The sequence below is a fragment of the Phenylobacterium sp. genome (assembly GCF_036563385.1).
In the GTDB taxonomy this organism is placed as follows: Bacteria; Pseudomonadota; Alphaproteobacteria; order Caulobacterales; family Caulobacteraceae; genus Phenylobacterium.
On record NZ_DATCML010000008.1, the window covers coordinates 23,502 to 47,804 of the forward strand.

General features: G+C 72.8%; 18 protein-coding genes. 12 read left to right on the top strand and 6 right to left on the bottom strand.

Going from position 1 to position 24,303, the window contains the following annotated elements:
* Positions 1 to 135: 135 nt before the first annotated feature.
* The 3 genes from VIL67_RS06805 (at position 136) to VIL67_RS06815 (ending at position 5,187) form a co-directional block, all read left to right on the top strand.
* Positions 136 to 1,965, top strand: a complete 1,830-nt coding sequence (locus tag VIL67_RS06805) for a transglycosylase domain-containing protein (RefSeq protein WP_332048117.1) — start codon at positions 136 to 138, stop codon at positions 1,963 to 1,965.
* 109 nt (positions 1,966 to 2,074) lie between these two features.
* The gene (locus VIL67_RS06810) at positions 2,075 to 3,349 is read left to right on the top strand and encodes an MFS transporter (protein ID WP_332048118.1); all 1,275 of its coding nucleotides are present in this window, start codon (positions 2,075 to 2,077) and stop codon (positions 3,347 to 3,349) included.
* Between the two features lie 11 nt (positions 3,350 to 3,360).
* Entirely contained in the window at positions 3,361 to 5,187 is a 1,827-nt protein-coding gene (locus tag VIL67_RS06815) for a DUF885 domain-containing protein (RefSeq protein ID WP_332048119.1), read from the top strand.
* 41 nt (positions 5,188 to 5,228) lie between these two features.
* Here the strand turns inward: VIL67_RS06815 and VIL67_RS06820 are convergent, their stop codons facing one another.
* The 3 genes from VIL67_RS06820 to VIL67_RS06830 all read right to left on the bottom strand — a co-directional run bounded on the left by VIL67_RS06820 (position 5,229) and on the right by VIL67_RS06830 (position 9,331).
* Positions 5,229 to 5,699: an RcnB family protein gene (locus VIL67_RS06820; protein ID WP_332048120.1), complete on the bottom strand. Its 471-nt coding sequence runs from the start codon at positions 5,697 to 5,699 to the stop codon at positions 5,229 to 5,231.
* A 146-nt stretch (positions 5,700 to 5,845) separates the two neighbouring features.
* Positions 5,846 to 6,304 (bottom strand): RcnB family protein, encoded by a 459-nt coding sequence (locus tag VIL67_RS06825; protein WP_332048121.1) that lies wholly within the window; start codon positions 6,302 to 6,304, stop codon positions 5,846 to 5,848.
* A 168-nt stretch (positions 6,305 to 6,472) separates the two neighbouring features.
* Complete coding sequence (locus VIL67_RS06830) at positions 6,473 to 9,331, bottom strand: hypothetical protein (protein ID WP_332048122.1); 2,859 nt, start codon at positions 9,329 to 9,331, stop codon at positions 6,473 to 6,475.
* A gap of 240 nt (positions 9,332 to 9,571) precedes the next feature.
* Between VIL67_RS06830 and VIL67_RS06835 the strand changes: the two genes are divergently transcribed.
* The 6 genes from VIL67_RS06835 (at position 9,572) to hpaI (ending at position 16,627) form a co-directional block, all read left to right on the top strand.
* Positions 9,572 to 11,074: an AlkA N-terminal domain-containing protein gene (locus VIL67_RS06835; RefSeq protein ID WP_332048123.1), complete on the top strand. Its 1,503-nt coding sequence runs from the start codon at positions 9,572 to 9,574 to the stop codon at positions 11,072 to 11,074.
* Entirely contained in the window at positions 11,055 to 11,588 is a 534-nt protein-coding gene (locus tag VIL67_RS06840; RefSeq protein WP_332048124.1) for a methylated-DNA--[protein]-cysteine S-methyltransferase, read from the top strand. Before VIL67_RS06835 ends, VIL67_RS06840 begins: the two co-directional genes overlap by 20 nt.
* Positions 11,589 to 11,692: 104 nt before the next feature.
* On the top strand, positions 11,693 to 11,923 hold the full coding sequence (locus tag VIL67_RS06845; protein ID WP_332048125.1) for a hypothetical protein: 231 nt from the start codon (positions 11,693 to 11,695) through the stop codon (positions 11,921 to 11,923).
* 155 nt (positions 11,924 to 12,078) lie between these two features.
* Complete coding sequence (locus tag VIL67_RS06850) at positions 12,079 to 14,853, top strand: coiled-coil domain-containing protein (protein ID WP_332048126.1); 2,775 nt, start codon at positions 12,079 to 12,081, stop codon at positions 14,851 to 14,853.
* Positions 14,850 to 15,830 (top strand): N-acetyl-D-Glu racemase DgcA, encoded by a 981-nt coding sequence (gene dgcA, locus VIL67_RS06855; protein ID WP_332048361.1) that lies wholly within the window; start codon positions 14,850 to 14,852, stop codon positions 15,828 to 15,830. Before VIL67_RS06850 ends, dgcA begins: the two co-directional genes overlap by 4 nt.
* A 32-nt stretch (positions 15,831 to 15,862) precedes the next feature.
* A complete protein-coding gene (gene hpaI, locus VIL67_RS06860; RefSeq protein ID WP_332048127.1) occupies positions 15,863 to 16,627 on the top strand; it encodes a 4-hydroxy-2-oxoheptanedioate aldolase in 765 nt (254 codons plus the stop codon).
* Here the strand turns inward: hpaI and VIL67_RS06865 are convergent.
* Positions 16,624 to 17,529 carry an ROK family protein gene (locus tag VIL67_RS06865; RefSeq protein ID WP_332048128.1) on the bottom strand — a complete coding sequence of 302 codons (906 nt, stop codon included), beginning with the start codon at positions 17,527 to 17,529 and terminating at the stop codon, positions 16,624 to 16,626. The two genes, hpaI and VIL67_RS06865, sit on opposite strands and share 4 nt — an antisense overlap.
* A gap of 117 nt (positions 17,530 to 17,646) precedes the next feature.
* Between VIL67_RS06865 and VIL67_RS06870 the strand changes: the two genes are divergently transcribed.
* Together VIL67_RS06870 and VIL67_RS06875 are read left to right on the top strand one after the other, a co-directional pair.
* Positions 17,647 to 20,604 carry a TonB-dependent receptor domain-containing protein gene (locus tag VIL67_RS06870; RefSeq protein ID WP_332048129.1) on the top strand — a complete coding sequence of 986 codons (2,958 nt, stop codon included), beginning with the start codon at positions 17,647 to 17,649 and terminating at the stop codon, positions 20,602 to 20,604.
* A 19-nt stretch (positions 20,605 to 20,623) separates the two neighbouring features.
* Positions 20,624 to 21,028, top strand: a complete 405-nt coding sequence (locus VIL67_RS06875; protein ID WP_332048130.1) for a DUF2141 domain-containing protein — start codon at positions 20,624 to 20,626, stop codon at positions 21,026 to 21,028.
* Here VIL67_RS06875 and VIL67_RS06880 read toward each other — a convergent pair.
* Both VIL67_RS06880 and fni read right to left on the bottom strand, forming a co-directional pair.
* Entirely contained in the window at positions 21,007 to 22,290 is a 1,284-nt protein-coding gene (locus tag VIL67_RS06880; protein WP_332048131.1) for a glycosyltransferase, read from the bottom strand. The two genes, VIL67_RS06875 and VIL67_RS06880, sit on opposite strands and share 22 nt — an antisense overlap.
* Positions 22,265 to 23,311, bottom strand: a complete 1,047-nt coding sequence (fni, locus tag VIL67_RS06885) for a type 2 isopentenyl-diphosphate Delta-isomerase (RefSeq protein WP_332048132.1) — start codon at positions 23,309 to 23,311, stop codon at positions 22,265 to 22,267. The genes VIL67_RS06880 and fni overlap by 26 nt, the downstream gene beginning before the upstream one ends.
* A gap of 125 nt (positions 23,312 to 23,436) precedes the next feature.
* On the opposite strand from fni, the gene VIL67_RS06890 reads away from it, so the two are divergent.
* Entirely contained in the window at positions 23,437 to 24,303 is an 867-nt protein-coding gene (locus VIL67_RS06890; protein WP_332048133.1) for a polyprenyl synthetase family protein, read from the top strand.

The following is a 24,303-nucleotide window of genomic DNA, read 5'->3' on the forward strand; positions in this document are numbered from 1 at the left end:
CACCGCGACTGCACGACCCGTCATGCAGGGCTGCATTACGGCGAATTATCTTGGCGGGGCTCGGGCGCGCCGCCACAAGGGGGCGGCGTGTCGACCGGCGCCTCGAGGGGGCGCCGCCGAAGGAGAGACGCTTCCGTGTTCGCCCTGCTTGCTTCAGCCTCGGTGCTCGTCGCCGGTCCGACGATCGCCGCGCCCGAGCTGCCCGCCCTGCCGCCGATCCGGCGCGAGGCGCAGATCACCTACCTGGACCGCACCGGCCAGGTGATCGGCGTCCGCGGCGGCCGCTATGCGCCGCCGGTCGATCTGGCCCGCCTGCCGGCGCATGTGCCCGCCGCCTTCGTGGCGATCGAAGACCGGCGGTTCTGGGAGCACACCGGCTTCGATCCCCGCGGCATCGCCCGCGCGGTGGTGGTCGCCGCCAGCGAGGGCCGCGCGCGCCAGGGGGCCTCGACCATCACGCAGCAGCTGGCCCGCAACCTCTACCTGACCCAGGACCGGACGATCGAGCGCAAGGCGACCGAGCTGCTCTACGCCGTCCAGCTGGAGCGCACCTACAGCAAGAAACAGATCCTCGGCCTCTACCTGAGCCGCGTCTACTTCGGCTCCGGCGCCTACGGGATCGAGGCGGCGGCGCAGCGCTACTTCAACAAGCCCGCCGCGAAGCTGACCATCATGGAGTCGGCCATGCTGGCCGGGATCATGAAGTCGCCGGTGAACTATCACCCGGTTGAGGAGCCGGAGGCCAACCTTGCCCGGGCCAGGCTGGTGCTGGACGCCATGGTCGAGACCGGCGCCATCACGCCCGCCCAGCGCACCCAGGCCCTGGCCGCCCCGCCGAAGGTCTGGAAGTCCGCCCCCAATGACGCCGCCCAGTACTTCCTGGACTGGCTGGACGGCGAGACCCGCAAGCTGACCGGCGGCCTCAAGCAGGACATCGTCGTCGAGACGACCCTCGACGCCCAGCTGGAGCGCACGGCCGCCACCGCCGTGCGCCGCGCCGCGGCTGCGGCTCCCCAGCTCCAGGGGGCCGTGGTGACGATCGACGGGGCCGGCCGGGTCCGCGCCATGGTCGGCGGCACGGACTACGCCAAGGCGCCCTACAACCGCGCCGCCACCGCCAAGCGGCAGGCCGGCTCGGCGTGGAAGCCCTTCGTCTACCTCACCGCCCTGGAGGCGGGCTGGAAGCCGGACGATCCGGTGGTGGACGAGCCGGTGACCATCGCCAACTGGAGCCCGCGAAACTACGACGAAGGCTTCCTCGGGCCCATCACCCTCGAGCGGGCGGTGGCCTCGTCGACCAACACCGTGGCCGCACGGATCGCCGACATGGTGGGCCGCCAGAACGTCGCCGCCACCGCGCGCCGGCTGGGGGTCGCCTCCCAGGTCAACACCGACCCGGCCATGGCGCTCGGCACGACCCTCGTCACCCCGCTGGAGATGACGCAGGCCTATGCGGTGTTCTCGAACGGCGGCAGCCGGGTGCAGGCCTATGGAATCGAGCGGATCCGCGGAGCCGGCGGCAAGCTGCTCTACCAGCGCAAGCCGCCCAGCTGGACGCCGGTGGTGCAGAACCCCGCGCTCAGCCACCTGAACCGCGTGCTGCGCGCCGTCATCGCCAGCGGCACCGGCGCCAAGGCGCAGATCGCCGGCCACGATGTCGCGGGCAAGACCGGCACCACGTCCGACTACAAGGACGCCTGGTTCTGCGGCTACACGGGCGGGCTCGCCGCCTGCTCCTGGCTGGGCCGCGACGACAATGCCCCCATGGGCCGGATCACCGGGGGCGGGGCGCCCGCCGAGCTGTGGCGCACGGTGATGAGTTCGGCGGTCAAGCGCCTGCCGGTGCAGGCGATCCCCTATGGCCGCCCGGCGCCCGCCCCGCCGCTGGCGCCCACCGCCATCGCGGCCGCGCCCGAGGAGCCCGACGAGGAGGAGGCGGCCTTCCCGCCTCCCGCAGGCCGCTAAGTCGGACCGCCTCTCCCCCGAGCCTTCCTCAGTCCCGCAGACCGGGCTGGAGTGCGACCGCGACAAGCGCCGCCGGGACGATCTAAGAAGAGGCGAGGGGGAGTCTCACATGGCCACACAGAGCGCGGGCGGCGCGTCGAACCGCAGGATCCTGACGGCCAGCCTGGTCGGCACGGCGGTCGAGTTCTACGACTTCTACATCTACGCGACGGCGGCTTCGCTGGTGTTCGGCCAGTTGTTCTTCCCCAAGGCCTCGGCCTCGGCGCAGCTGATGAGCAGCTACGCGACCTTCGCGCTCGCCTTCTTCGCCCGCCCCCTGGGCGCGGCCTTCTTCGGCCACTTCGGCGACCGCATCGGGCGCAAGTCGACCTTGGTGGCCAGCCTGCTGCTGATGGGCGGCTCGACGGTGGCCATCGCCTTCCTGCCCACCTACCAGCAGGCTGGCTGGCTGGCGCCCTTCCTCCTCTGCGTGCTGCGCTTCGGCCAGGGCTTCGGCCTCGGCGGGGAGTGGGGCGGGGCGGCCCTGCTGGCGGTGGAGAACGCCCCGCCCGGCTGGCGCGCCCGCTTCGGCATGTTCCCGCAACTCGGCGCCCCCGTGGGCTTCCTGGCCGCCAACGGCCTCTTCCTGCTGCTGGGCGTGCTGCTCACGCCCGAACAGTTCGTCGCCTGGGGCTGGCGCATCCCGTTCCTGCTCAGCGTCGCCCTGGTGGGCGTCGGCCTGTGGGTGCGGCTGAAGCTGACCGAAACCCCCGCCTTCGCCGCGGCCTTGAAGGAAGCGCCGCCGCCCAGTGTGCCGTTCGCCGAGCTGTTCCGCCGCCACGCCCTGGCCACCCTGGGCGGGACCTTCGCCGTCGTCGCTTGTTTCGCCATCTTCTACATCACCACCGCCTTCGCCCTCGGCTACGGCACCACGAAGCTGGGCTACAGCCGCGAAACCTTCCTGGGCGTGCAGCTCGCCGCCATCGGCTTCATGGCCGCCGGCATCATCGTCGCCGGGTATTGGGCGGACGCCACGTCGCCGCGTCGGGTCCTGATGACCGGCTGCGTGCTCACGGTCCTCACGGGCCTGGGGCTGGGGCCGATGATGGGCTCAGGCTCCCTGGTGCTCATCTGGGCCTTCCTGTCGCTCGGCCTCGTCATGATGGGCCTGGTCTACGGCCCGCTCGGCGCCTTCCTGCCCAGCCTCTTCCCGGCCCGGGTCCGCTACACGGGCGTCTCCGTGGCGTTCAACGTCGGCGGCATCCTCGGCGGCGGCTTGGCCCCCATGGCCGCCCAGTGGCTCGCCGATCGCGGCGGCCTCGGCCTCGTGGGCCTCTACCTCAGCGTCGCCGCCCTTGTCAGCTTCCTCGCCCTGCTGGCGCTCCGCCCGCAGGCCGACCTTTGAGAGAGACCCACATGCACCGCCGGACCCTGCTGCGCAGCGGCGCAGCCTTCGTCGTCGCGGGCGCCGCCCCCGCCTGGGCGGCCCCCGCCGGAGCCGAGGACGCCCGCCTGCGGCGCCTGCTGGACGCCTTCTGGGAAGCGGACCTCGACGAGGCCCCCGAGCTCGCGACGACCCTCGGCCTCGACGTGGGCCCGCGCGCCGGCCAGCGCCGCCGGCTGAACGACGTCTCCTCGGCCAGCCGCGCTCTTTGGGTGGCGGGGCGCAAGGCCAGGCTTGGCCGGCTTCGGCAGATCGACCGGGCGAAGCTCTCCGCCGCGAGCCGGGCCGATCTCGACGTCGTCGCCTACGCCTACGAGCAGATCGTGGCGGGCGGCGAGCGCTTCACCTTCGGCGAGGGCGCCGCCGGTTTCTCCTACGCGCCCTTCTCCCCCTATGTGCTCAGCCAGCTGTCGGGCGTCTACCAGTCGGTCCCGGACTTCCTCGACAGCGTCCATCCGGTGAAGACCGCCGCCGACGCCGAGGCCTACCTCGCGCGCCTGGAAGCCTTCGCCGGCGCCCTGGACGCCAACACCGCCGACGTCCGCAAGGACGCCGCCCGCGGCGTGCTGGCGCCCGACTTCGCGCTGGACGCGACGCTCGCCCAGCTCCGCAAGCTGCGCGAGCCGGCGCCGGAGGCCAGCGGCCTGGTGACGTCGCTCGTCCGCCGGACGACGGAGGGCAGGATCACGGGGGACTGGAGCCGCCGCGCGGCCGCGGTCGTGGCCGGGAAGGTCTATCCGGCGCTCGACCGGCAGATCGCCGCCGTGCAGGCGCTGCGCCCCCAGGCAAAGCCGGATCCGGGCGTCTGGAAGCTGCCGGACGGGGAAGCGTTCTACGCCGGCGCGCTCGCCTTCCAGACCACCACCACACTCAGCCCGGACCAGGCCCACGAGCTCGGCCTGCGCCAGGTGGCGGAGCTGGAAGCCCAGCTGGACGCCCTGCTGCGGGCCCAGGGGCTCACGGACGGAACGGTCGGCGAGCGGGTGACCCAGCTCTCCAAGCGGCCGGACCAGCTCTACCCGAACACCGACGCCGGCCGCGCCGCCCTGCTGGCGGCCCTGAACGTGCAGACCGAGGCCATGCGGGCAAAGATGCCGCGGGCGTTCCAGACGCTGCCCAAGACGCCAGTGGAGATCGTGCGGGTGCCGCCGGAGATCGAGGATGGCGCGCCCAACGGCTACGCCACCCCGCCGGCGCTGGACGGCTCGCGACCTGGGCGGTTCTACATCAACCTCAAGGACACGGCCGAGTGGCCGAAGTTCACGCTGCCGACGCTGACCTACCACGAGGCGCTTCCGGGCCACCAATGGGAGGGCGCGATCTCGCTCGCCTCCACCGAGATCCCACGCCTGCGCCAGGTGGGGCTGGGCTTCGCCGCCCACGGGGAAGGCTGGGGCCTCTATGCCGAACAGCTCGCCGACGAGTTGGGGGCGTACGAGGGCGATCCTCTCGGCCGCATCGGGTACCTGCAGTCGCTGCAGTTCCGGGCCGTGCGGGTGGTCGTCGACACCGGCATGCACGCCCGGCGCTGGAGCCGCGAGCGGGCGACCGACTACATGGTGCAAAAGACCGGCTTCGTCCGCAGCCGCGCGCAGCGGGAGATCGATCGCTACGCCATCTGGCCGGGTCAGGCGTGCAGCTACAAGATCGGCCACACCGAGTGGGTGCGGATCCGTGAGGAGGCGAGGGCGCGGGCGGGCGCCCGCTTCGACCTGCGGCAGTTCCACGACGTCCTGCGTCGGGGCTCCATGCCGCTGGTGGTGCTGGAGCGCACCGTCAAGGAGATGTTCCCGGGCTAGGCGGGAGGGCGGCGGCGCGAGGCGCGCCGCCGCCCCGTGCCTTACCAGCGGCGGTCGTAGTAGCCGCCGTCGTAGCGGTAGTGATCGCGGTCGTTGTCGTTCAGGGCGTCGGCGATGATCAGGCCGATGATGCCGGTGGCGATGGCCGCCATGACGATGTCGCCGTTGTCAGACCGGTAATAGCGATAGCCGGCCCTCGGCGGCGGCAGGCGATAGGCCCGGTAGTCGCTGATGTAGTACCCGCGGTTGTTGTAGTACGGATAGTGCTGCCCGGTCCGCCAGCGGTTCTGGCCGTAGCGGTGGCCGCGGCGATTGTCGTAGCGGTCCCACTGGTCCGGGCGACCGTCACGGTCGCGGTCGCGGTTCCACTCGCGGCGATCGGGCCGGCCGTCGCGGTCGGAATCCCGCTCGTAGTAGCGGTCCCCATAGTAGCCGTAGGGTTGGGCGGACGCCGTGGCGACGCTGCCGAAGGTCATGGCGGCGGCGGCGGCGATCAGAAGGGCTTTCTTCATGGCGATCTCCTCAGTTGCCGCCATCCTGCCTGAACGCCGCTGAACGGACCTGGGCTGTGCCGTTCACCTGGAATTCAGGTGCCTGAACGGCGAACGCCCCGGAGGGGGAGGGGCCTCCGGGGCGCTGCGGCGCAGGCTGGGTTCTCTTAGAAGAACAGGCCGCCGACAACCGCGCCGATCAGGCCGCTGACCACCGCGGTCAGGACGGCGTCGTCACCCACGCGGGTCCACTGGTAGCCGGCCGGCGGGGCGTAGAGCCCGTAGGTTCGGTAGTCGCGGATCGCGTACGGCTGGGCGTAGTAGGCCTGCGGCAGGCGCTGGCCGACGCTCCAGGGACGGGCGGCGTAGCCCCGGGGCGCGTAGTAGCGGCCGGCGTTGTAGCGCCGCTGGGCTTGCTGGAAGGCGCGGCGATCCTGGCGCTGCTCCTGGCGGAATTCGCGCCGGTCCTGACGCAGATCCTGCCGGAATTCGCGGCGATCCTGCCGGTCCTCGCGGCGTTCGATGCGGGCGTCGCGGTCGCGTCCCCGGTAATCCTGGGCGGCGGCGGGCAGGGCGGCGCCGGCGGCCATCGACAGCGCCAGGCCTGCGATCATCAGCTTCTTCATCTTCGGTCTCCATTGCGGCGCGGAGGCCGGGGGATCCGGCCGTCCGCCCTGCGTTGGACCTCTTATGGACGCCTGGCGCTGAGGCCCGCCTGAACCGCCGGCGATGGGGCGGGTTCATCCCACCGCCCTATTCGGGCCGCGGTTCGGAAACGTCTGAAATACAGCGCCTTAGAAGAACACCTTGCGGAAGCTGAGGCGCACGGTGCGGCCAAGCGGATCGATCAGGTCGGGCTGGTAGCTGATCGGCGTCAGCCCCTGCGCGTCGCGCACCTCCAGCCGCTCGTCGAACAGGTTGTCGACCGAGAGCGTGGCTCTGGCCCCGCGCAGCCAGGAGCGGCCACGCGCCCAGGGCTGGAGCCCGAGGTCGGCGAACAGGCGCACGTTGACGGTGGTGAGGTCCGAGAAATCCAGCTCCTGGCCCCCGAACCGGGCGCCGTTCACCTCGGTGCCGCTCTGCCACCGCACCGTGGCTCGGAAGCCCAGTCCGTTTCGCGAGGCGCCGGCCTGCGCCTCGATCTCGTGGCGCGGCGTCCCGCCCGTGGCCCCGATCGCCGACCCCTCCAGCAGGTCGAGCGGCGCGACGCCCGGGCGGATGAAAATCTCCTCCTGCAGGCGCCAGGTGTGGAAGAGCGCGAACTGCAGCGCGCCTGCGCCTGGGCCGCCGCCGCGTCCCCCGAAGCCGCCGCCGCCGGGCCCACCGAAGCCTCCGCCGCCGGGGCCGCCGAAACCCTGGCGCTGGCCGCCGCCGCCGCGCTCGCCGCGCGCCGCGCCAGCCTCGCCCGGCGGCGACGCCGCGCCCGGCGCCGCCACGGACCCGGCGTTCTGGCCTCGCGCGTCCTGCCCCTGCGCCCGCGCGCGGCGCTCGGCGAAGCGGCGCATCTCCTCGGGCGTGAACTGCGGCTGGCGGGTGGCGCGCAGCGGCCGGCTGTAGTTGAAGCCCCAGCGGATCTGCTCGCTGTCCTGCCGCTCGAAATTCACCGGCCGCACGTCGACGCGCGTCAGCCGGCCGGTCCCATCGCGGAAGATGCGCTCGTTGAGGAACGCCCGCTCGATCTCGGCGGTGACCGCCGGGAAGGAGGCGATGGCGTCGCGGATCCGGGATCGCGTGTAGTCGGCGCGGAAGTTGAGCTGCTGCTCCTGGAACGGCTGCCAGTTCAGGCCGAGCTTAAAGACGCGGCGGCTGTCCGCCAGCAGGTCCTCGTTGCCGCCTTCGACCTGGGTGACCTCCACCGTCTCGCCGCGCACATAGTCGAAGACCCGCACATTCTCCGTCTCGATCTGCGGGTTGCCCAGCTGCTGGACGGTGGGCGCGCCCTCCTCGTCGGTGACCGAGGCGATCACGCGGAAGCGCTCGAAGGGCGACCAGTTGATCCCGCCCCCGAGGGTGGTGAGCGTGCCGAAGTCGGAAAGCTTCTCTGCCGCGGCGTTGAAGTTCAGCGTCAGGTTGCCGATGCCGCCGAGGAACGCGTCGCGGCGGGTGAGCGGGACGTCGAGATTGGCCTGAACCCGGCCGACGTCGCGGCCCAGGTCGGTGTCCCGCGCCACGCCCGAGCGTAGGGACGCGCTGGCGAAGTCCAGGGTCGAGGCGCCGACGGTCAACGCGGCCGTGACATCGCCGGCCGGCAGGTCGAACAGCGTCCCGTGCGCCAGGGCCTCGATGTCGGCCGAGGTGACCACCGACTTCGCCTGGTCCGGCGCGCGATAGAAGACCAGCCCTGAGGGCAGGGGCGCGAAGGGGTTCACCTGGCCGGCCGTGACCGCCGCCTGGAGGATGCTGGTGTTCAGGCCGCGCTCCGTCAGCGTTTCGGCCTGGGTGCGGTCGGCGTTGGCGGTGACCGACCAGCGCCAGCCTGAGGTCGCGCCATTCGCGGAGAAGCCGAGGTGTGCGTCGATCACATCGTTGCGGCGGGTGAGCGGGGTCAGGCCGGCGAAGCGCTGCACCTCCACGGCGCGGCTGAACGGCGAGAACGGGGAGCCGGCCGGCACGGTCAGGGTCGCCCCGGCGAGGCCCTGCAGGCTCTCGGTCTGGGTGGTCTCCAGCCGGCCGTTCAGGGTGGCGCCGATCCCCTCGCCAAGCGGTCGCGTCAGGACCGCGTTCACCGAGGCCCCGGTCTGCTCCGAGAGCAGGCTGCGGTAGGGGGCTTCGCTGGTGGCCGCCGCCGGCTGGGCGGCGAAGGCGGCCAGGCCCGAGCCGGTGGTCGGCACGCCGACGACCGTAAGGGGCTGTCCGGCGAGCGCGGTGAGCGCCGGGTCGATCTCGCCTGAGCCGAAGGGCGCGGCCGTGACGTTGCCGGCTAGCGCGAAGGGCCGCTCGGCGCCGCTGCGCAGCACGTCGCGCTCGCTCTCCAGCAGCGGCGTGGACCGGTTGGCCTTCAGATCGAGCTGGAAGCGGGTGTCGCGCTGAATGCGCAGGATGTTGGCGTTGGCGTCGAAGGCTTCACGGCCGCCGGCGGTGGCGACCCGCGCGCCCGCCTCGGTGGTGAGCGCATTGAAGCGCCGCCGCAGCACGAAGTTCACCACCCTCTGGTCGGCGCGGTAGCCGTACTTCAGCGCCACCTCCTCGGGCAGGATGTCGACGCGCAGGATGGCTTCGGGCGGCAGGTCGCGGATCTCGGCGAAGCTGGAGATCCGCTGGCCGTTCACCAGGGTGACGGGCCGGCCGCCGCCGCGCCCGCGGGCGCTGCCGATCTGGGGGGCGAGGGCGTCCAGCAGCTCGGCGACAGAGCTGACGCCAAGCGAGCGGATCTCGCGGGGGCCGAGCTGGATCTCGGGCGGGATGTCCCCGACCACGGCGCCCGGTTGCTCGCGGGTCTCAGCCACCACGACCAGCTCCTCGACCACGGCGTCCACGTCGTCCTCGGGAGCAGCAGCCGACGGGTTGGCGCCCGACTGGGCTGCGGCGGCGGGCGCGGTCTGGGCGAGGACCGCCGGCGCGACAGCCACCGTCGCAACGCAGGCCAGCAGCGCAAGGCGCAGGTCGGCGCGCGCCGCTGCGCGCTCCGTGGTCAGCTCGATCACGCTCTTCATTCTCCTTGACGGCTAGTCGGCGGCTTTGCTCGGCCGCGGCGTCCCTCGGCGGCTCAAACACGCGAGGCGCGGAAGGGATCACGCCACCTTGGCCGTCGTGTGTCGCCGACGTATCGATGCATTGCAGAATTGCGCCGCTCGCGTGGCCATCACCGTCCGAAAACCGCCAGTCTCCACCCATGTGTGTCCGAAAACCGCGAGACTCGTGGGGTCGGGCCGCGCATCCTCGCGACCATGGATATGGATTTCGAAGCCTGCCGCCGCGCCTTCGTCACCCGGGACCCCCGGTTCGACGGCCGCATCTTTGCGGGCGTGAAGACCACCGGCATCTACTGCCGCCCGATCTGCCCGGCCCGCACCCCGAAGGCCGAGAACATGACCTTCTTCCCGACCGCGGCGGCGGCCCAGGAGGCAGGCTTCCGCCCCTGCCTGCGCTGCCGGCCCGAGTCCTCCCCCGACCTCGGCGCCTGGCGCGGCACGTCCAACACCGTGACCCGGGCGCTGTCGCTGATCGAGGCCGGCGCGCTCGACGGCGGCGACGTGGACGGGCTGGCGAGCCGGCTAGGGGTCGGCGAGCGGCAGCTGAGGCGGCTGTTCAAGCAGCACCTGGGCGCCTCGCCCGTCGCGGTCGCCCAGACCCGGCGGGTGCTGCTGGCCAAGCAGTTGATCCACGAGACGCGCCTGCCCATGGCCGAGGTGGCGCTGGCCGCCGGCTTCGGGAGCGTGCGCCGCTTCAACGAGACCTTCCAGCAGCTGTTCGGCCGATCCCCGGGCGCCTTGCGCCGCAGCCAGGGCGCCGAGCAGAGCGCGGCGGCGTCCGGCATCACGGTGAGACTGCCCTACCGTGCGCCCTATGACTGGGATGCGATCATCGGCTTCCTTTCCGCCCGGGCGATCCCGGGGGTCGAGACGGTAGGCCCCCGCCGGTACGCCCGGACCCTGCAGGTGGACGGCGCCTGCGGGGTCGTGGTGGTCACCCCAGGCGAGGGCGACTTCCTCGTCGCCGAGATCCGCTTCCCCAAGGTCCAGGCGCTGCCCGCCGTGATCGCCCGGATCCGGCGCGTGTTCGACCTGGCCGCCGACCCGGGATTGATCGGGGCGCACCTCTCGCAGGATCCGACCCTCGCGCCGATGATCGCGGCCCGTCCCGGCCTCCGCGCGCCCGGAGCCTGGGACGGCTTCGAACTCGCGGTGCGCGCGATCCTGGGCCAGCAGATCACCGTCGCGGCCGCGCGCAACCTCGCCGCTCGGCTGGTGGCGGCCTATGGCGCGCTGATGGACGACCCCGCGGCTGCGGCGCTCGGGCTGACCTGCGTCTTCCCGGCCCCCGAGCGGCTGGTGGGCGAGGACATCGCCGCCCTGGGCATGCCCCGCGCCCGGGGCGCCGCCCTCGAGGCCCTCGCCCGGACGGTGGCGGCGGACCGCTCGATCTTCACGCCGCGCGCCGACCTGGAGAGCGCCATCGCCGCCCTGTCCGCCCTCCCGGGCGTCGGCGAGTGGACCGCGCAGTACATCGCCTTGCGCGAGCTGCGTGAGCCGGACGCCTTCCCGCACGCCGACATCGCCCTGCTGCGCGCCCTGACCGAGCCGGACGGGCGCCGGCCGACGCCGCAGGAACTGCTCGCCCGCTCTCAGGCGTGGCGGCCCTGGCGGGCCTACGCCGCCCAGCACCTGTGGGCCGCCGACGCGGCGGTCCAGCCGCAAACCACAAGGACCAAGACCGATGCCAAACGTGCAGCCTGAGACCTTGACCCTCGACCGGCTCGAGACACCGATCGGCACGGCCCTGCTGGTCTCCGACGAGGCGGGGGTGCTCCGCGCCTTCAACTGGACCGACTACGAGGCGAAGATGCGCAGCTGGGTCGCCCGGCATTACCCGCGCGCCGCACTCGTCGATGGCCGCTCGCCGACCCGACCGGCTTTCGAGGCCTATTTCGCCGGCGAGCCCGCCGCCCTGGACCGTGTTCCGTGGAAGGCCTCGGGCACCGTCTTTCAGCTGCGGGTTTGGGAAGCGCTCTGCTCAATCCCGGCGGGAGAGACCCTGAGCTACCGTGGCCTCGCCGAACGGATCGGCCGTCCCAGCGCGGTGCGCGCGGTGGGGCTCGCCAATGGGGCCAACCCCGTGGCGGTGGTGGTGCCCTGTCATCGCGTGATCGGAACGAACGGCTCGCTGACCGGCTACGGCGGGGGCCTGTCGCGCAAGAAGTGGCTTCTGGCGCACGAGGGCGCCCAGGTCCGCGAGGCGCTGGCGGCGTGACCGAGCCTTACCTTACCAAGAATTCATCTACCGGCGGTCGCACATCGGTAACGCTTCCCGTATAACCAGGGTCGACGGAATCGCATCGTGGGAGGGAGGAGCCGATGTCGACATTGACGGACGTTGTCGCCGCCGTGGTGATGCATTCCTCCGCGGTCGCGTTCTCCCACTTCGGCGTGGCCGTAGAGCCGCTGGAGATGGCCAGGCCGTCCGCCCCGGTGGAACGGGTGATCGCCCGCACGCCGCGCAAGGGCCGGGTCGAGCGCCTGGAGAAGGTCTCCGACTGCCCCGAGACCCGCAAGCCGCTGACCCGCCAGGCCGTCGTTCGCGCCTAGGCGAGATCGTCCGCGCAACCGCTTGCGCTGCCGCGACATACCGCGCCTGAGGCGCGGTTTTCCACAGGCCGCTGTTTGCGTCTGCACGTCGGGCGGGTAATCCTTCCCGGGCGGGAGTGGGGGCTTCCGCGCGTAAGCGAAGGGGATCGGCGCGCATGAGGATCGGAAGACGCCAGCCGCCCACGGATTTCGGCGCGTCGAACGACGAGGGGCTCACCCCCGCCGCAAGCGAGAGCGCCGCGCGTGCGGTGAACGATCCGGTCATGGCACCGGCCGCCGAGGCCGCGCCCGCCTCGCCGCTGCAGCCGCCGCCTCTGCGTGGCGCGGTGGCTCCAGCCGCGCCCCGTACGCCGGCCCGCCGGCCGCAGGACCTTGGGGAGACGCCCGCGGACACGACCTTCCGTGCGCCGTCGGCCTGGCCGATCTACCTGACGGCGCTCGCCGTATCGGTGCTCTGGGCGCTGGGGCCGATCGCGTTTGCGGTGGGCTATCGCAACCAGGTCGCGCCGCTGACGCAGGACGTGTTCGCCCTGGCGGTCTTCGCCCTGCTGGCGATCGGCCCGGCGGCGTTCGTCTGGGGCTGCGCCTACATGATCCGTCAAGGCCAGAAGCTCGCCGCCGAGAGCCGGCGGGCGAAGGTCATGGCCGAGGACATGCTGTCGCCGGCGCTCAGCGCCGCCGCCCGCGCCGGTCACGTGGTCCAGGCCGTGCGCGACGAGATCGCCGCCGCCGGCCAGGCCGCCGACGAAGCCCGCGAGACCCTGCTGGCGCTCCGCCAGGCCGTGGCCGAGGAGACGCTGAAGCTCACCGACGCCACCCGCGCCTCGGTTCGCACGGCCCAGGATCTCGCCGGCACGCTCGGCCGCGAGCGCACCGAGATCAGCGCCCTGGCCGACACGCTGGACGCCCGCGCCGCGCAGGTGGCCGACGCCATCGGCGGGCAGGCCCGGCGCGTGGTCGAGGCGACCGACGCCGCCGCGGCCCGGCTGAAGACGTCCGAAGCCGAACTCTCCGGCACGCTGGACCTGCGCGCCGCCCGCATAGGCGAGGCGATCACCCAGCAGGCCCGCATGGTCGCCGAGGCGGCCGACGTGGCCGAGACCCAGCTGCGCGAGGCCGAGTCCGTGCTCGCGGCCCGTGCGGCGGATCTCGCCGCCGCCGCGTCCGAGGTGGGCGACGCCGCGCGCACCGCCGGCGAGGACCTCACCCGCCACATCGCCCGGCTGGAGACCGCCGGCACGGGCGTCGCCGACCAGGTGCGCGCCGTGCAGGGCGGGCTCGCCGATCACCGCACCGCGCTCGTCAGCCTCTCCAACGCCCTGCGCGCCGACCACGAGGGCTTCGCCGCCGAGACCCAGGCCCATGCGGACCGGCTGGGCGAGTTCATCAGCCAGGCGCGCCTCTCGGCCGCCGAGATGAACGAGCGGGCGATGCGCGGCTCCGAGACGCTGAAGGCCCTGATGGCCGACGCCGCCGAGCAGTTCCGCGACCTCGCCGAGACCGCCCGGGCCGAGCGCGAGGAGTTCGGCCAGTCGACCCTGCAGTCGCTGGAGGCGGTCTCCGCCGCCGCCGCCGAGCAGCGCGCCCAGCTGGAGGCCCAGACCCGCGCCGCCATCGACGCCCTGGCCCGGGCGGCCGAACAGACCCGCGAGGCGGCCGCCAGCCACGCGGCCACGGCCCGCGAGCAGGTGGACCAGCTCTCCGAAGCCGCCTTCACCGCCGGCCAGAAGGCCAACCAGGTGTTCGAGGCCAGGCTGGAGGAGGCCCGGGCCCTCGTCGCCCAGTCGTCCGAGATGGTCGAGCAGGCCGGCCAGGCGACGGCTCGGAAGCTGGAGGAGGGCGCCGCCGCCGCGCGCGCCGCGCTGGCCGAGCTCCAGGCCATGCTGGCCGAGCTGGAGGCCCGCGCCAGCCGGCTGCCCGCCGCCGCCCAGGACCAGGCCTTGCAGGTCCGCGAGACCGTCGTCCAGGGCATGGACGAGCTGATGGCCGCCGCCCGCCGCACCGCCGACGAGGCCCAGGCCATCGACGCCGCCTTCCAGGAGCGCGTCCGCCGCAACTTCGAGATGCTGAGCGAGGCCGTGCGGCTGATGGGCACGGTGGCCGCCGCGCCCGGCGCCGCCCCGGCGGCCAGCCCGCCGCCGCTTCGGCCCGTCCCCGCGCCGCCGGCTTTCACAGCCTCCGCCGCCTTCACCCAGAAACCCGCGCGCCCGCGCCTGCCCGAGCCCGAGCTCGAGCCCGAGCCGCCGCCGGTCGCCGCCGAGCCGCCGTCGCCCCCGGAGGCCGCCGTGCCGCCCGAGGACCTGGTGCTCGACGAGATCGCCGAGCCGGCCCCTCCGCCCGTCCGCGGCCGCGCCAAGGCCCCGCCGCCGGCCGCGGAGTCCGAGAAGCCCGCCGGCGCGCTCGCCCAGCGCCTGGGCCTGCGCCCGCGCCTGAAGCTGACGCCGACCGCCACGGACGAGGAGTTCAGCCAGGTGTTCGAGGCCGCCGGCGGCCCGCCGCCCGCCGAGGCCCGCGGCGAGGGCTGGACCTGGAAGGACCTGCTGGCCTCCGTCGACGGCGGCCCGTCTGAGGCCGGCGACCTGGAGCAGACCCTGTCCGACGAGCTGGCCGGCATGGGCGTCGACGCCGAGAAGCTGCTGCCCAAGCCCCGCATCGACGAGATCGCCGCCGCCGTGCAGACCGGCGACCTCGACGGCGCCCGCCAGGTGGTCAAGAAGCTGGCCCCCGCCGCCACACGCCGCATCGTGCGCCGCCTGTTCACCGACGAGGCGCTGAAAGGCCAGGTCACCGCCTTCCTCCGCCGCCACCAGGCGCTGGTGGACGACGCCGTGGTGCAGGATCCCGAGGGCTTCCTGATGGCCGAGCTGCTCGGCGGGCGCGCCGGCCGGCTCTACCTGCTGCTCGACGCCGCCGTGGGGGACATGGCCTGAGGCGGCTCAGCTTCCGCGACGAGCGCTGGCCGCTGCGCGAGGCCTTCGTCATCTCCCGCGGCGCCAAAACCGAGGCGCACGTGGTGGTGGCCGAGATCGCCGACGGCGAGCACGTGGGCCGCGGCGAGGCCGTGCCCTATCCACGCTATGGCGAGGACGCCGAGGGCGTGCTGGCCGAGATCGCGGCGGTCCGCGGGGCCATCGAGACCGGCGCCGGGCGCGAGGTGCTGCAGGGGCTGATGCCGGCCGGCGCGGCGCGCAATGCGCTCGACTGCGCTCTGTGGGACCTGGAGGCCAAGCGGGCCGGCGTCCGCGCCTGGACGCTGGCCGGCCGCGAGCGGCTGGACCCGGTGAAGACCTGCTACACCATCAGCCTGGGCTCGCCCGAGGAGATGGCCGCCGCCGCGCGGCTGCACGCTCGACGCCCCATGCTGAAGCTCAAGGTCGGCGGGCCCGACGACCTCGACCGGGTGGAGGCGGTGCGCGGCGCGGCCCCGCGGGCCCGGCTGGTGGTCGACGCCAACGAGGGGCTGACCTTCGACGACCTGCGCCGCCTCGCCCCCGAGCTCGCCCGCTTGGACGTCCAGCTGGTGGAACAGCCCCTGCCGGCCGCCGAGGACCAGGCGCTGGAGGGCTGGGCGAGCCCCGTGCCGCTCTGCGCCGACGAGAGCCTGCACACCCGCGCCGAGCTGGCCGACTGCGCGCGGCGCTACGCCTGCGTGAACATCAAGCTCGACAAGGCGGGCGGCCTCACCGAGGCCCTGGCGCTGGCGGCCGAGGCCCGCGGCCTGGGCCTGGAGCTGATGGTCGGCTGCATGGTGGCCACCTCGCTGGCCATGGCCCCGGCCCTGCTGGTCGCCCAGGGCGCGCGGGTCGTCGACCTCGACGGGCCTCTGCTGCTGGCCCGCGACCGCGAGCCCGGCCTGCCGATCACCGGCTCCCTGATCGAGCCGCCGCCGCCGGAGCTCTGGGGCTAGCCTGCCGGTCCCGGATCGCTAGGGTCGGGGCCATGGACCTGCCCCGCAACAGCTTCAAGCACGCCATCGCCGCCGGACGTCGCCAGATCGGCTTCTGGCTGGCGCTCTCCGACAGCTATGCGGCCGAGGCCGTGGCCGGCGCCGGCTTCGACTGGCTGGTCCTCGACATGGAGCACGCGCCCAACACCCTGACCTCGGTGCTCACCCAGCTGCAGGCCCTGGCCCCCTATCCGGGCGCGGCGGTGGTGCGCCCGGCCTGGAACGACATGGTGGCCATCAAGCAGGTGCTCGACCTGGGCGCCCAGACCCTGCTGATCCCCTATGTGCAGACGGCGGAGGAGGCGCAGGCCGCGGTGGCCGCCGTGCGCTACCCGCCGCGCGGCGTGCGCGGCGTCTCGGCCGGCGCCCGGGCCAGCCGCTACGGCCGGGTGGCCGACTATCCGCAGCGCGCCGAGGAAGAGCTCTGCCTGCTGGTGCAGGTGGAGACCGCCGCCGCGCTGGAGCAGCTTGAGGCGATCGCCGCGGTGGAGGGCGTCGACGGCGTGTTCATCGGCCCCGCCGACCTTGCCGCCAGCCTGGGTCATCTCGGCCAGCCGGGCCATCCCGAGGTGAAGGCCGCCGTGCTGGACGCCATCCGCCGCCTGCTGGCCGCCGGCAAGCCCTCGGGCCTGCTCACCCTCGACGCGACCTTCGCCGACGAATGCCTGGCGGCCGGCGCCGCGTTTGTGGCGGTCGGCATCGATGCGGCGGTCCTCGCCCGCGGGGCCGATGCGCTGCGTCAGCGCTTTCCGTCCTAGCCGGCCGCGTCCCACAGCCAGGCCGCGCCGCGCACGCCGGAGCTGTCGCCCCAGCGGGCGGGCGCGATCCGCGCCGCCCAGCGGTCGGTGAACACATAGGGCGCGATGGCCGCGGGGAGCCGTTCGTAGAGTTCGGGGATGTTCGACACCCCGCCTCCCAGCACGATCGCCTCCGGATCCACGATGTTGCAGACCATGGCCAGCCCGCGGGCCAGCCGGTCCACGTAGCGCGCCATGCTCGCGACCGCCCCGGGATCGCCAGCCCGCGCGGCCTCCGCGATGTCGGTGGGGGCGAGCGTCCGCCCCGTCGCTTCCCGGTGGTCGCGGCTGAACGCCGGGCCGCAGAGCCAGGTCTCCAGGCAGCCGCGACGGCCGCACCAGCAGGCCGGGCCAGGGTGCTCGTCGGCCGTGGACCAGGGTAGGGGCGTGTGGCCCCACTCGCCGGCGATGGCGTTGGCGCCGGACACGAGCCTCCCGCCGGCCGCCAGGCCGCCGCCGCAGCCGGTGCCGACGATCACGGCGAACAGCGGGTCCGCCCCCACGCCCGCCCCGTCGGCCGCCTCCGACAGCGCGAGGCAGTTGGCGTCGTTGGCGTAGCGCACCGGCCGGCCGAGCGCCGTCTCCAGGTCGGCCGGCAAGGGCCGGCCGTTCAACATGGTGGAGTTGCTGTTGCGCAGCAGGCCGGTGGCCGGGGAAACCGATCCCGGCCCGCCCACGCCGACTGGGCCGCCGCCGCCGCCGGCCTCCGCCTCGACCTGCGCCACCAGCTCGCAGACGGCCTCGATCGCCGCCTCGTAGCCGGGTGGGGTGGCGACACGCCGCCGCGACAGGAAACCGCCTTCGCCGTCGAGGACGGCCGCCTCGATCTTCGTGCCGCCGAAATCCACGCCCACCCGGATCATGTCTGCTTATAGCGCAGGCGCGGCGCAGCGCTCGCTTCTGAGGCGACAACCCCGCATAGTCGTCGAATCTGATTCACGCCGCCCGCCGCAGATGGCGGGCGAAGGGGGAATTCCGGGATGTCGAGACTTCGCACGAGCCTGATGTCGGCCTCCGCGCTCGCGGGGCTGCTCGTCCTTTCCACGCCGGCCCACGCTCAGGAGGCGGAGGTCGGCGAAGTCATCGTCACCGGTAGCCGGATTGCGCGACAGGATTATGTCTCCGAGAGCCCGATCGTCACCGTCACGTCCGACCAGATCGCCGCCGTCGGCTCGGTGACCATCGAGAACACCCTGAACCAGCTGCCGCAGTTCACCCCGTCCAACGGCGCGGGCACCAACAGCACCAACTACGTCAGCACGCCCGGTCAGGCCTACGCCAACCTGCGGGGTCTCGGACCGACGCGGACCCTGGTGCTGATCGACGGCCGCCGCGTGGTGGCCGCCAACCCGAACAACGTCGTCGACCTGAACAGCATCCCCACCTTCCTGGTGGACAGCATCGAGACCATCACCGGCGGCGCCTCGGCGGCCTACGGCTCGGACGCCATCGCCGGCGTCGTCAACTTTAAGCTGAAGCGCAACTTCGACGGCCTGCAGGTGGACGCCCAGTACGGCCTCACCGACCGCTCCGACGCCGAGCAGTCCACCATCTCGGTGGGCTACGGCAGCGAGTTCGCCGGCGGCCGTGGCCACTTCGCCGTGGCCGGCACATGGGACAAGCGCGAAGGCCTGGTCGCCTCCGACCGCGACTGGTCGGCGGTGGGCTACACCGTGCTGACCACGGGCCTCACGCCGTCCGGCGCGGCCACCATCCTGGAAGGCCGCTTCGACCCCGCGTCGAACGCGGGCGGCGCGGCGAACCTGCCCAGCCAGGCGGCGCTCGACCTCGTGTTCGGCCGCTACGGCGTCGCGCCCGGCACGGTCGCCCGCAATTCCAACATCGGCTTCAACGCCGACAACACGCTGTTCACCGCCTCGCCGGTGCGGAATTTCCGCGGCGAGCGGACGCCCGGCTTCTCCGAGACCAGCTACACCTTCAACTCGGCTGATTATCGCTACCTGTTCCTGCCGCTCGAGCGCTGGAGCCTGTTCGCCAACGGCCGCTTCGATCTGACCGAGAACATCGAGGCCTACGGCACGGCCAGCTACGTCACCTATGACGTCTCCCGCCAGCTCGGCCCGGCTTCGGCCTCCGACGGCGCCTTCCCGGGCCCGGACATCGTGGTGCCGGTGACCAATCCCTTCATTCCCGCCGACCTGCGGACCCTGCTGGCCTCGCGCGCCAACCCTAACGCCGAGTTCTATCCCCGGCGGGCCTTCGCCGAGGTGGGCGGCCGTCTGTCGGAGAACACCTACGAGACCGCTCAGGTGGTCCTCGGCCTGCGCGGCGACCTCGGCTTCCGCGGCTGGAAGTGGGACGCCTACGCCAGCCTCGGCCGGATGGAGCACCAGGAGAGCCAGTTCGGCAACGTCAGCCGGGCCGCCATGCGCCAGCTGACCTTCGCGCCGGACGGCGGCGTCGCGCTCTGCGGCGGCTTCGACATCTTCGGCGCAGGCCAGGTGAGCCCCGGCTGCGCCGAGTTCATCAGCCGCGACGTGAAGAACGAGACCGAACTCGATCAGCAGGTGTACGAGGCCAACCTCACCGGCGGCCTCTTCGACCTGTGGGCCGGCGAGGTGAAGTTCGCCGCCGGCCTCCAGTACCGCAAGGACAAGATCGACTACGATCCCGACGTGCTGCTCCAGGGGCCTGACATCGTCGGCTTCAATCCGGCGGTGCCGATCCAGGGGTCGATCAAGTCTAAGGAAGCTTACGCCGAGCTGCTGGTGCCCCTGCTGGACGGCAGCGACGGCGGCATGGGCCTGGAGCTGTCCCTGGGCGGCCGGGTCGCCGACTACAACACCATCGGCACGACCACGGCCTACAAGGCCGACCTGCTGTTCCGGCCTGCCCCCGGCCTGCTGCTGCGCGGCGGCTATCAGCGCGCGGTTCGTGCGCCGAACATCGCCGAGCTGTTCTCGCCGGTGTCGCTGGGCTTCTCCGGGATCGGCACGCCGGGCGCCGCGACCACCGCCGGCGATCCGTGCGACGTCCGCTCCTCCTTCCGCGCCGGCCCCAACGCCGCGGCGGTGCGCGCCCTGTGCATCGCCCAGGGCGTGCCCGCGGCCATCATCGACAGCTACCAGCAGGCCTCGACGCAGGTGGAGATCCTCACCGGCGGCAACCCGAACCTGGACGAGGAGACCTCCGACAGCTTCACCGCCGGCATCGTGTGGGCCCCGCAGGTGGATCAGCGGTTCTTCCGCCGCTTCCAGCTGGCGGTGGACTGGTACCGGATCGAACTCGAGGACGTGGTCGGGAACCTGACGGTCCAGCAGATCGTCGGCGCCTGCTTCAACACCGAGGGGACCAACCCGACCTTCTCCAACGACAACTTCTACTGCCAGCAGTTCCAGCGCCTCGGCTCCGGCAACATCACCAACGTCGGCGCCAACCAGGTGAACCTCGCGGCCTGGAAAACCTCGGGCATCGACTTCCAGCTCGACCACGCCCTGGAGCTGTCGGATCTCGGCCTGCCGGAGGGACTGGGCCGGCTGGAGACCAATGTCGTGGTCTCCTACCTCGACACCTTCAAGAGGCAGTCGCGGCCGGGCGCGCCGTTCCTCGAGAACGGCGGCACCATCGGCGCCGACCTCTCCGGCGGCGCCTACCCGGAGTGGAAGTGGACGTCGTCCTTCACCTGGAACATGGACCCGCTGCGGATCATGTTCCGCTGGCGGCACATCGACTCCATGCTCGACTTCCGCAACGTGCCGGTCTTCTCGCCGACCGCCGTCAGCCCGCCAACCTACAACGCCTATGACCTGGTTGGCTGGTACCAGCTGAGCGAGCGGGTCACCTTCCGCGCCGGGGTGAACAACCTGACCGACAAAGAACCGCCGCTGTTCACCAGCTACTCCAACTCCAACACCGACCCGTCCACCTACGACGTGCTCGGCCGGCGGTACTTCGTCGGCCTGTCGGCGAAGTTCTGACCGGGCAGGGAGCGGGGCCGTGCTGAGCGTCCTCGCCGCCGCTGCGCTGGCCGCAGCCTCGCCCACCGGCGGGGAGCTGCGGCTGGCCTTTGAGTGGCTGGAAGGCGGCGGGCAGGTGGTGTTCGCCGTCTATGCCGACGCCAAGGGCTGGAGCCGCCGGGCGGGCCAGGTGGCGGGCGGGCCGCTGCCGATCCGCGCTGGCCGGGCCGAGGCGACGGTGGCCCTGCCGCCGGGGCGCTATGCGGTGATGGCGTTCCACGACCGCGACGCCGACGGCCGTCTCGATACCCTGCCTGTGGGCCTGCCCGTCGAGCCCTACGGCTTCTCCAACGACAGCCGCGGGACCTTCGGGCCGCCGGCGTGGAGCCGGGCGGCCTTCACCCTGCCGGCCAACGGCCTGCGTCAGTTCATCAGGCTGCGCTGAGCGGCCAGGGCCTCCAGCCGCTCGGCCGCCCGCACGCCGCCGTCCGCCTCTTCCGCGATCGCCTGCCCCAGCACGGTCGCCTTCGCCGCGAACCCGCGGTCCGAGAGCACCCGGCTGACCGCGCGCCGAATGCTGGCCACGCTGGCGCGCCTTGGCAGCCGCAGGCCCGCGCCGGCCCAGGCGATGCGCTGGGCGTTCTCCGGCTGGTCGCGCCCGGTGGGGATGCAGATCACCGGCACGCCGTGCATCAGGGGGCGCATGACGGTGCCGTGGCCGGCGTGGCAGATCATCAGCCGGCAGTGGGGGATCAGGGCGTCGTGGTCGGCGCGCTCGACCACCCGCACATTGGCGGCGGTGGGAAGCTTGGCCGGGTCCAGCGCCGGCCCCAAGGTGACGATGCCGTTCACCGGCAGACCGTCCAGCGCCCGGATGGCGTTCGCCACCGCCGGCTCCTGGCCCTGGTAGGTGGTGCTGAACGACACCAGCACATTTGGCAGGCTAGGATCGATCAGCCCGCCGGCGTCGCCGCTCGCCTTCGCCCAGTCCGGCGCCTGACCCAGCGGGCCGGCGTAGGCGAACGGCCGCGGCGGCGGGGTCGCGCCATAGTCGAAGGCGCCGCTCGCCCCCAGCAGCACGAGCTCGGCCGCCATCAGCTGCTCGAGGGTGGCGCCCAGAAGGGGGAGGCCCAGGCCGCGGCGGGCGGCGTTCAGGTCCTTCAGGCCGGCGTCGTACCAGCGTCCGATCATCCGCCGCGAGGTCCGGTCGCGCCCGGCCTCGAACCCATTGCGCGCCGGCGGGAAGCCCGGTCCGAACGGCGGCACGTCCTCCCGCGTCGGAAAGCACCAGACGTTGGCGGTCAACAGGGCCAGCGGGACGCCCACCTTCTCCGCGGCGGCCATGACCCCGAACAGCAGCTCATTGGAGACGATGGCGTCGGGTTCGAAGCGGGCCACGAGGTCCAGGGTGTCTGAGGCGTAGCGGGCGGCCGGTCCGGTGATCACCGCCTGGCAGACGGAGCGCACCACCGCCGGCGGCCAGCGCGCGCGCCAGTCGTCCAGCGGGTCGTCCGCCCCGCCGAGCGCCGTGCGGTTCGGCGCTGTGGCCCAGGGCTCGAAGCGCAGGCGCGCGCTCACCGCCTGGGCGCGGTTCGCCTCGTCCGAGACGAACAGCACCTCGTGGCCATGGCTCTGCAGCTGGCGGGCGACGAGCAGGGCCGGCGGCACATGGCCGCCGCCCTCAAAGGTCGTGAAGAGGAAGCGCACGCGTGACCAGCCGAACGAACCGGAGCGCCGGGAGATCCCGCGCGCCGGTGCAGAAGCAGGCGATGCGCAGCTGGCGGGCCAGGGTTTCGAAATGCTGCACCACCGCCTCCGCCGAGACCAGGGCGGCGGCCAGCACCCCGCCGGCCTGGCCCACAAGGTCGGCGCCCAGGCGGATGGCCTTGGCCGCGTCCACCCCGTGGCGGATCCCACCCGAGCCGATGACCGGCAGGTCGGGGCAGGCTGCGCGCACCTCGGCGATGGCCCGGGGCGTGGGGATGCCCCAGCCCTGGAAGGCGTCGGCCACCTGGCGCTCCTGGACGTCGGCGATCCGCTCCGCCTCGATCGCCGCCCAGTCGGTGCCGCCGGCGCCCGCCACGTCCACCGCCGCCACCCCGACGTCCTGCAATCGCCGGGCGACGGCGCCCGACAGGCCATAGCCCACCTCCTTGACGATCACCGGGCGTTCGAGCCGGACGGCGAGGGTCTCGAGGGCGGCGAGCACGCCCGCCCAGTGGCGGTCGCCGGCCGGCTGCACCGCCTCCTGCAGCGGGTTGAGGTGCACGATCAGGGCGTCGGCCCCGATCATTTCCACGGCCCGACGTGCGTCGTCGACGCCGTAGCCCTGCACCAACTGGGCCGCCCCCAGGTTGGACCAGATCGGGATGCCGGGCGCGAGCCGGCGCAGGCCTGCGTCGATGCCGGCCTGGGCGGCGCCTTCCAGCGCCACCCGCTGTGACCCGACGGCCAAGGGAATGCCCAGATGCTCGGCGGCGACGGCCAGGTTGGCGTTGATCGCCGCTCCGCGCTCCGGGCCGCCGGTCATGGAGCTGATCAGGAAGGGGAGGGCCAGCTCGCGGTCGAGAAAGCGCGTGGCAAGGTCGATCTCCGCCAGATCGAGTTCCGGCAGGGCGCAGTGTTCCAGGACCAGGCTGTCGAAGCCGTTGGCGCCGCCCGCCTGCTGCCGCAGGGCGATGTCCAGGTGCTCGTCCTTGCGGCGGATGATCGCCGAGCGGTCGGTCAAGGTCGCCTCGCAGAGGAACAAGAGGGGTGTTGCAGAATTCTTTCTCGTAGCTGATACATAAAATAGACGGGCTTGTAACCGGGTTCCGGCTCCGGGCTCGAGCAACGGTCTTCGAGGTGATCGCCGTGACCGAATTTCTGGCGGTGGAACGACACAAGCTCGCTCTCCTGCGCGATCTCGTCGAGCGAGGTTTGCACGAGGTCCTGCCCGACGCAGGCGACCCGCCGCACAGGCTGCACGCGGCGATGCGCTACGCGGTGCTCTCCCCCGGCAAGAGGATCCGGCCCATCCTGGCGCTGCTGACCGGACAAGCCCTGGGCTGCCCGCTCGCCCACGTGCTGCCGGCGGCCTGCGCGCTCGAACTGGTGCACGCCGCATCCCTGGTGCTCGACGACCTGCCATGCATGGATGACGCCGCGACGCGCCGGGGACAGCCCAGCGTGCATGCCCGCTATGGGCAGGACGTGGCCGTCCTGACCGGGGTGGCCCTCCTGAACGAAGCCTACGGCCTGCTCGCCCGCGCGCCTTACATCGGGGAGCCGGCCCGTGTGGCCATGGTCTCGCTCCTCGCGCGGACGGTCGGCGCCAGCGGACTGGTGGGCGGCCAGGAGAAGGACCTGCGTGGTCCCGCGGAACCGACTTCAGCCTTCATCAGCCAGCTCCACCAGGAAAAGACCGGGGTGCTGTTCGTCGCCTCCGTGGAGATGGGCGCGCTCGCCGCTGGCGCAGGCCCGCTGGAGACAGAGGCTTTGCGCACCTTCGGTCACGAGCTCGGCCTGGCGTTCCAGGCGCTTGACGATCTGGAGGACGAGGCGGAACTGGAGACGGGTCGCGGGGCCGTGAACCTGGTGAGCGTCCTCGGGCGCGACGGTTTGCGGGAGACCGTCGCCCGACGCCTTGACCTGGCTCGCCGCGCCGTCGTGGACGGTGGTCCCGAACTATCGCCCCTCGCCGGCTACGTGGACCTCCTGTTCAGCCGCGCCGCGGCGTAG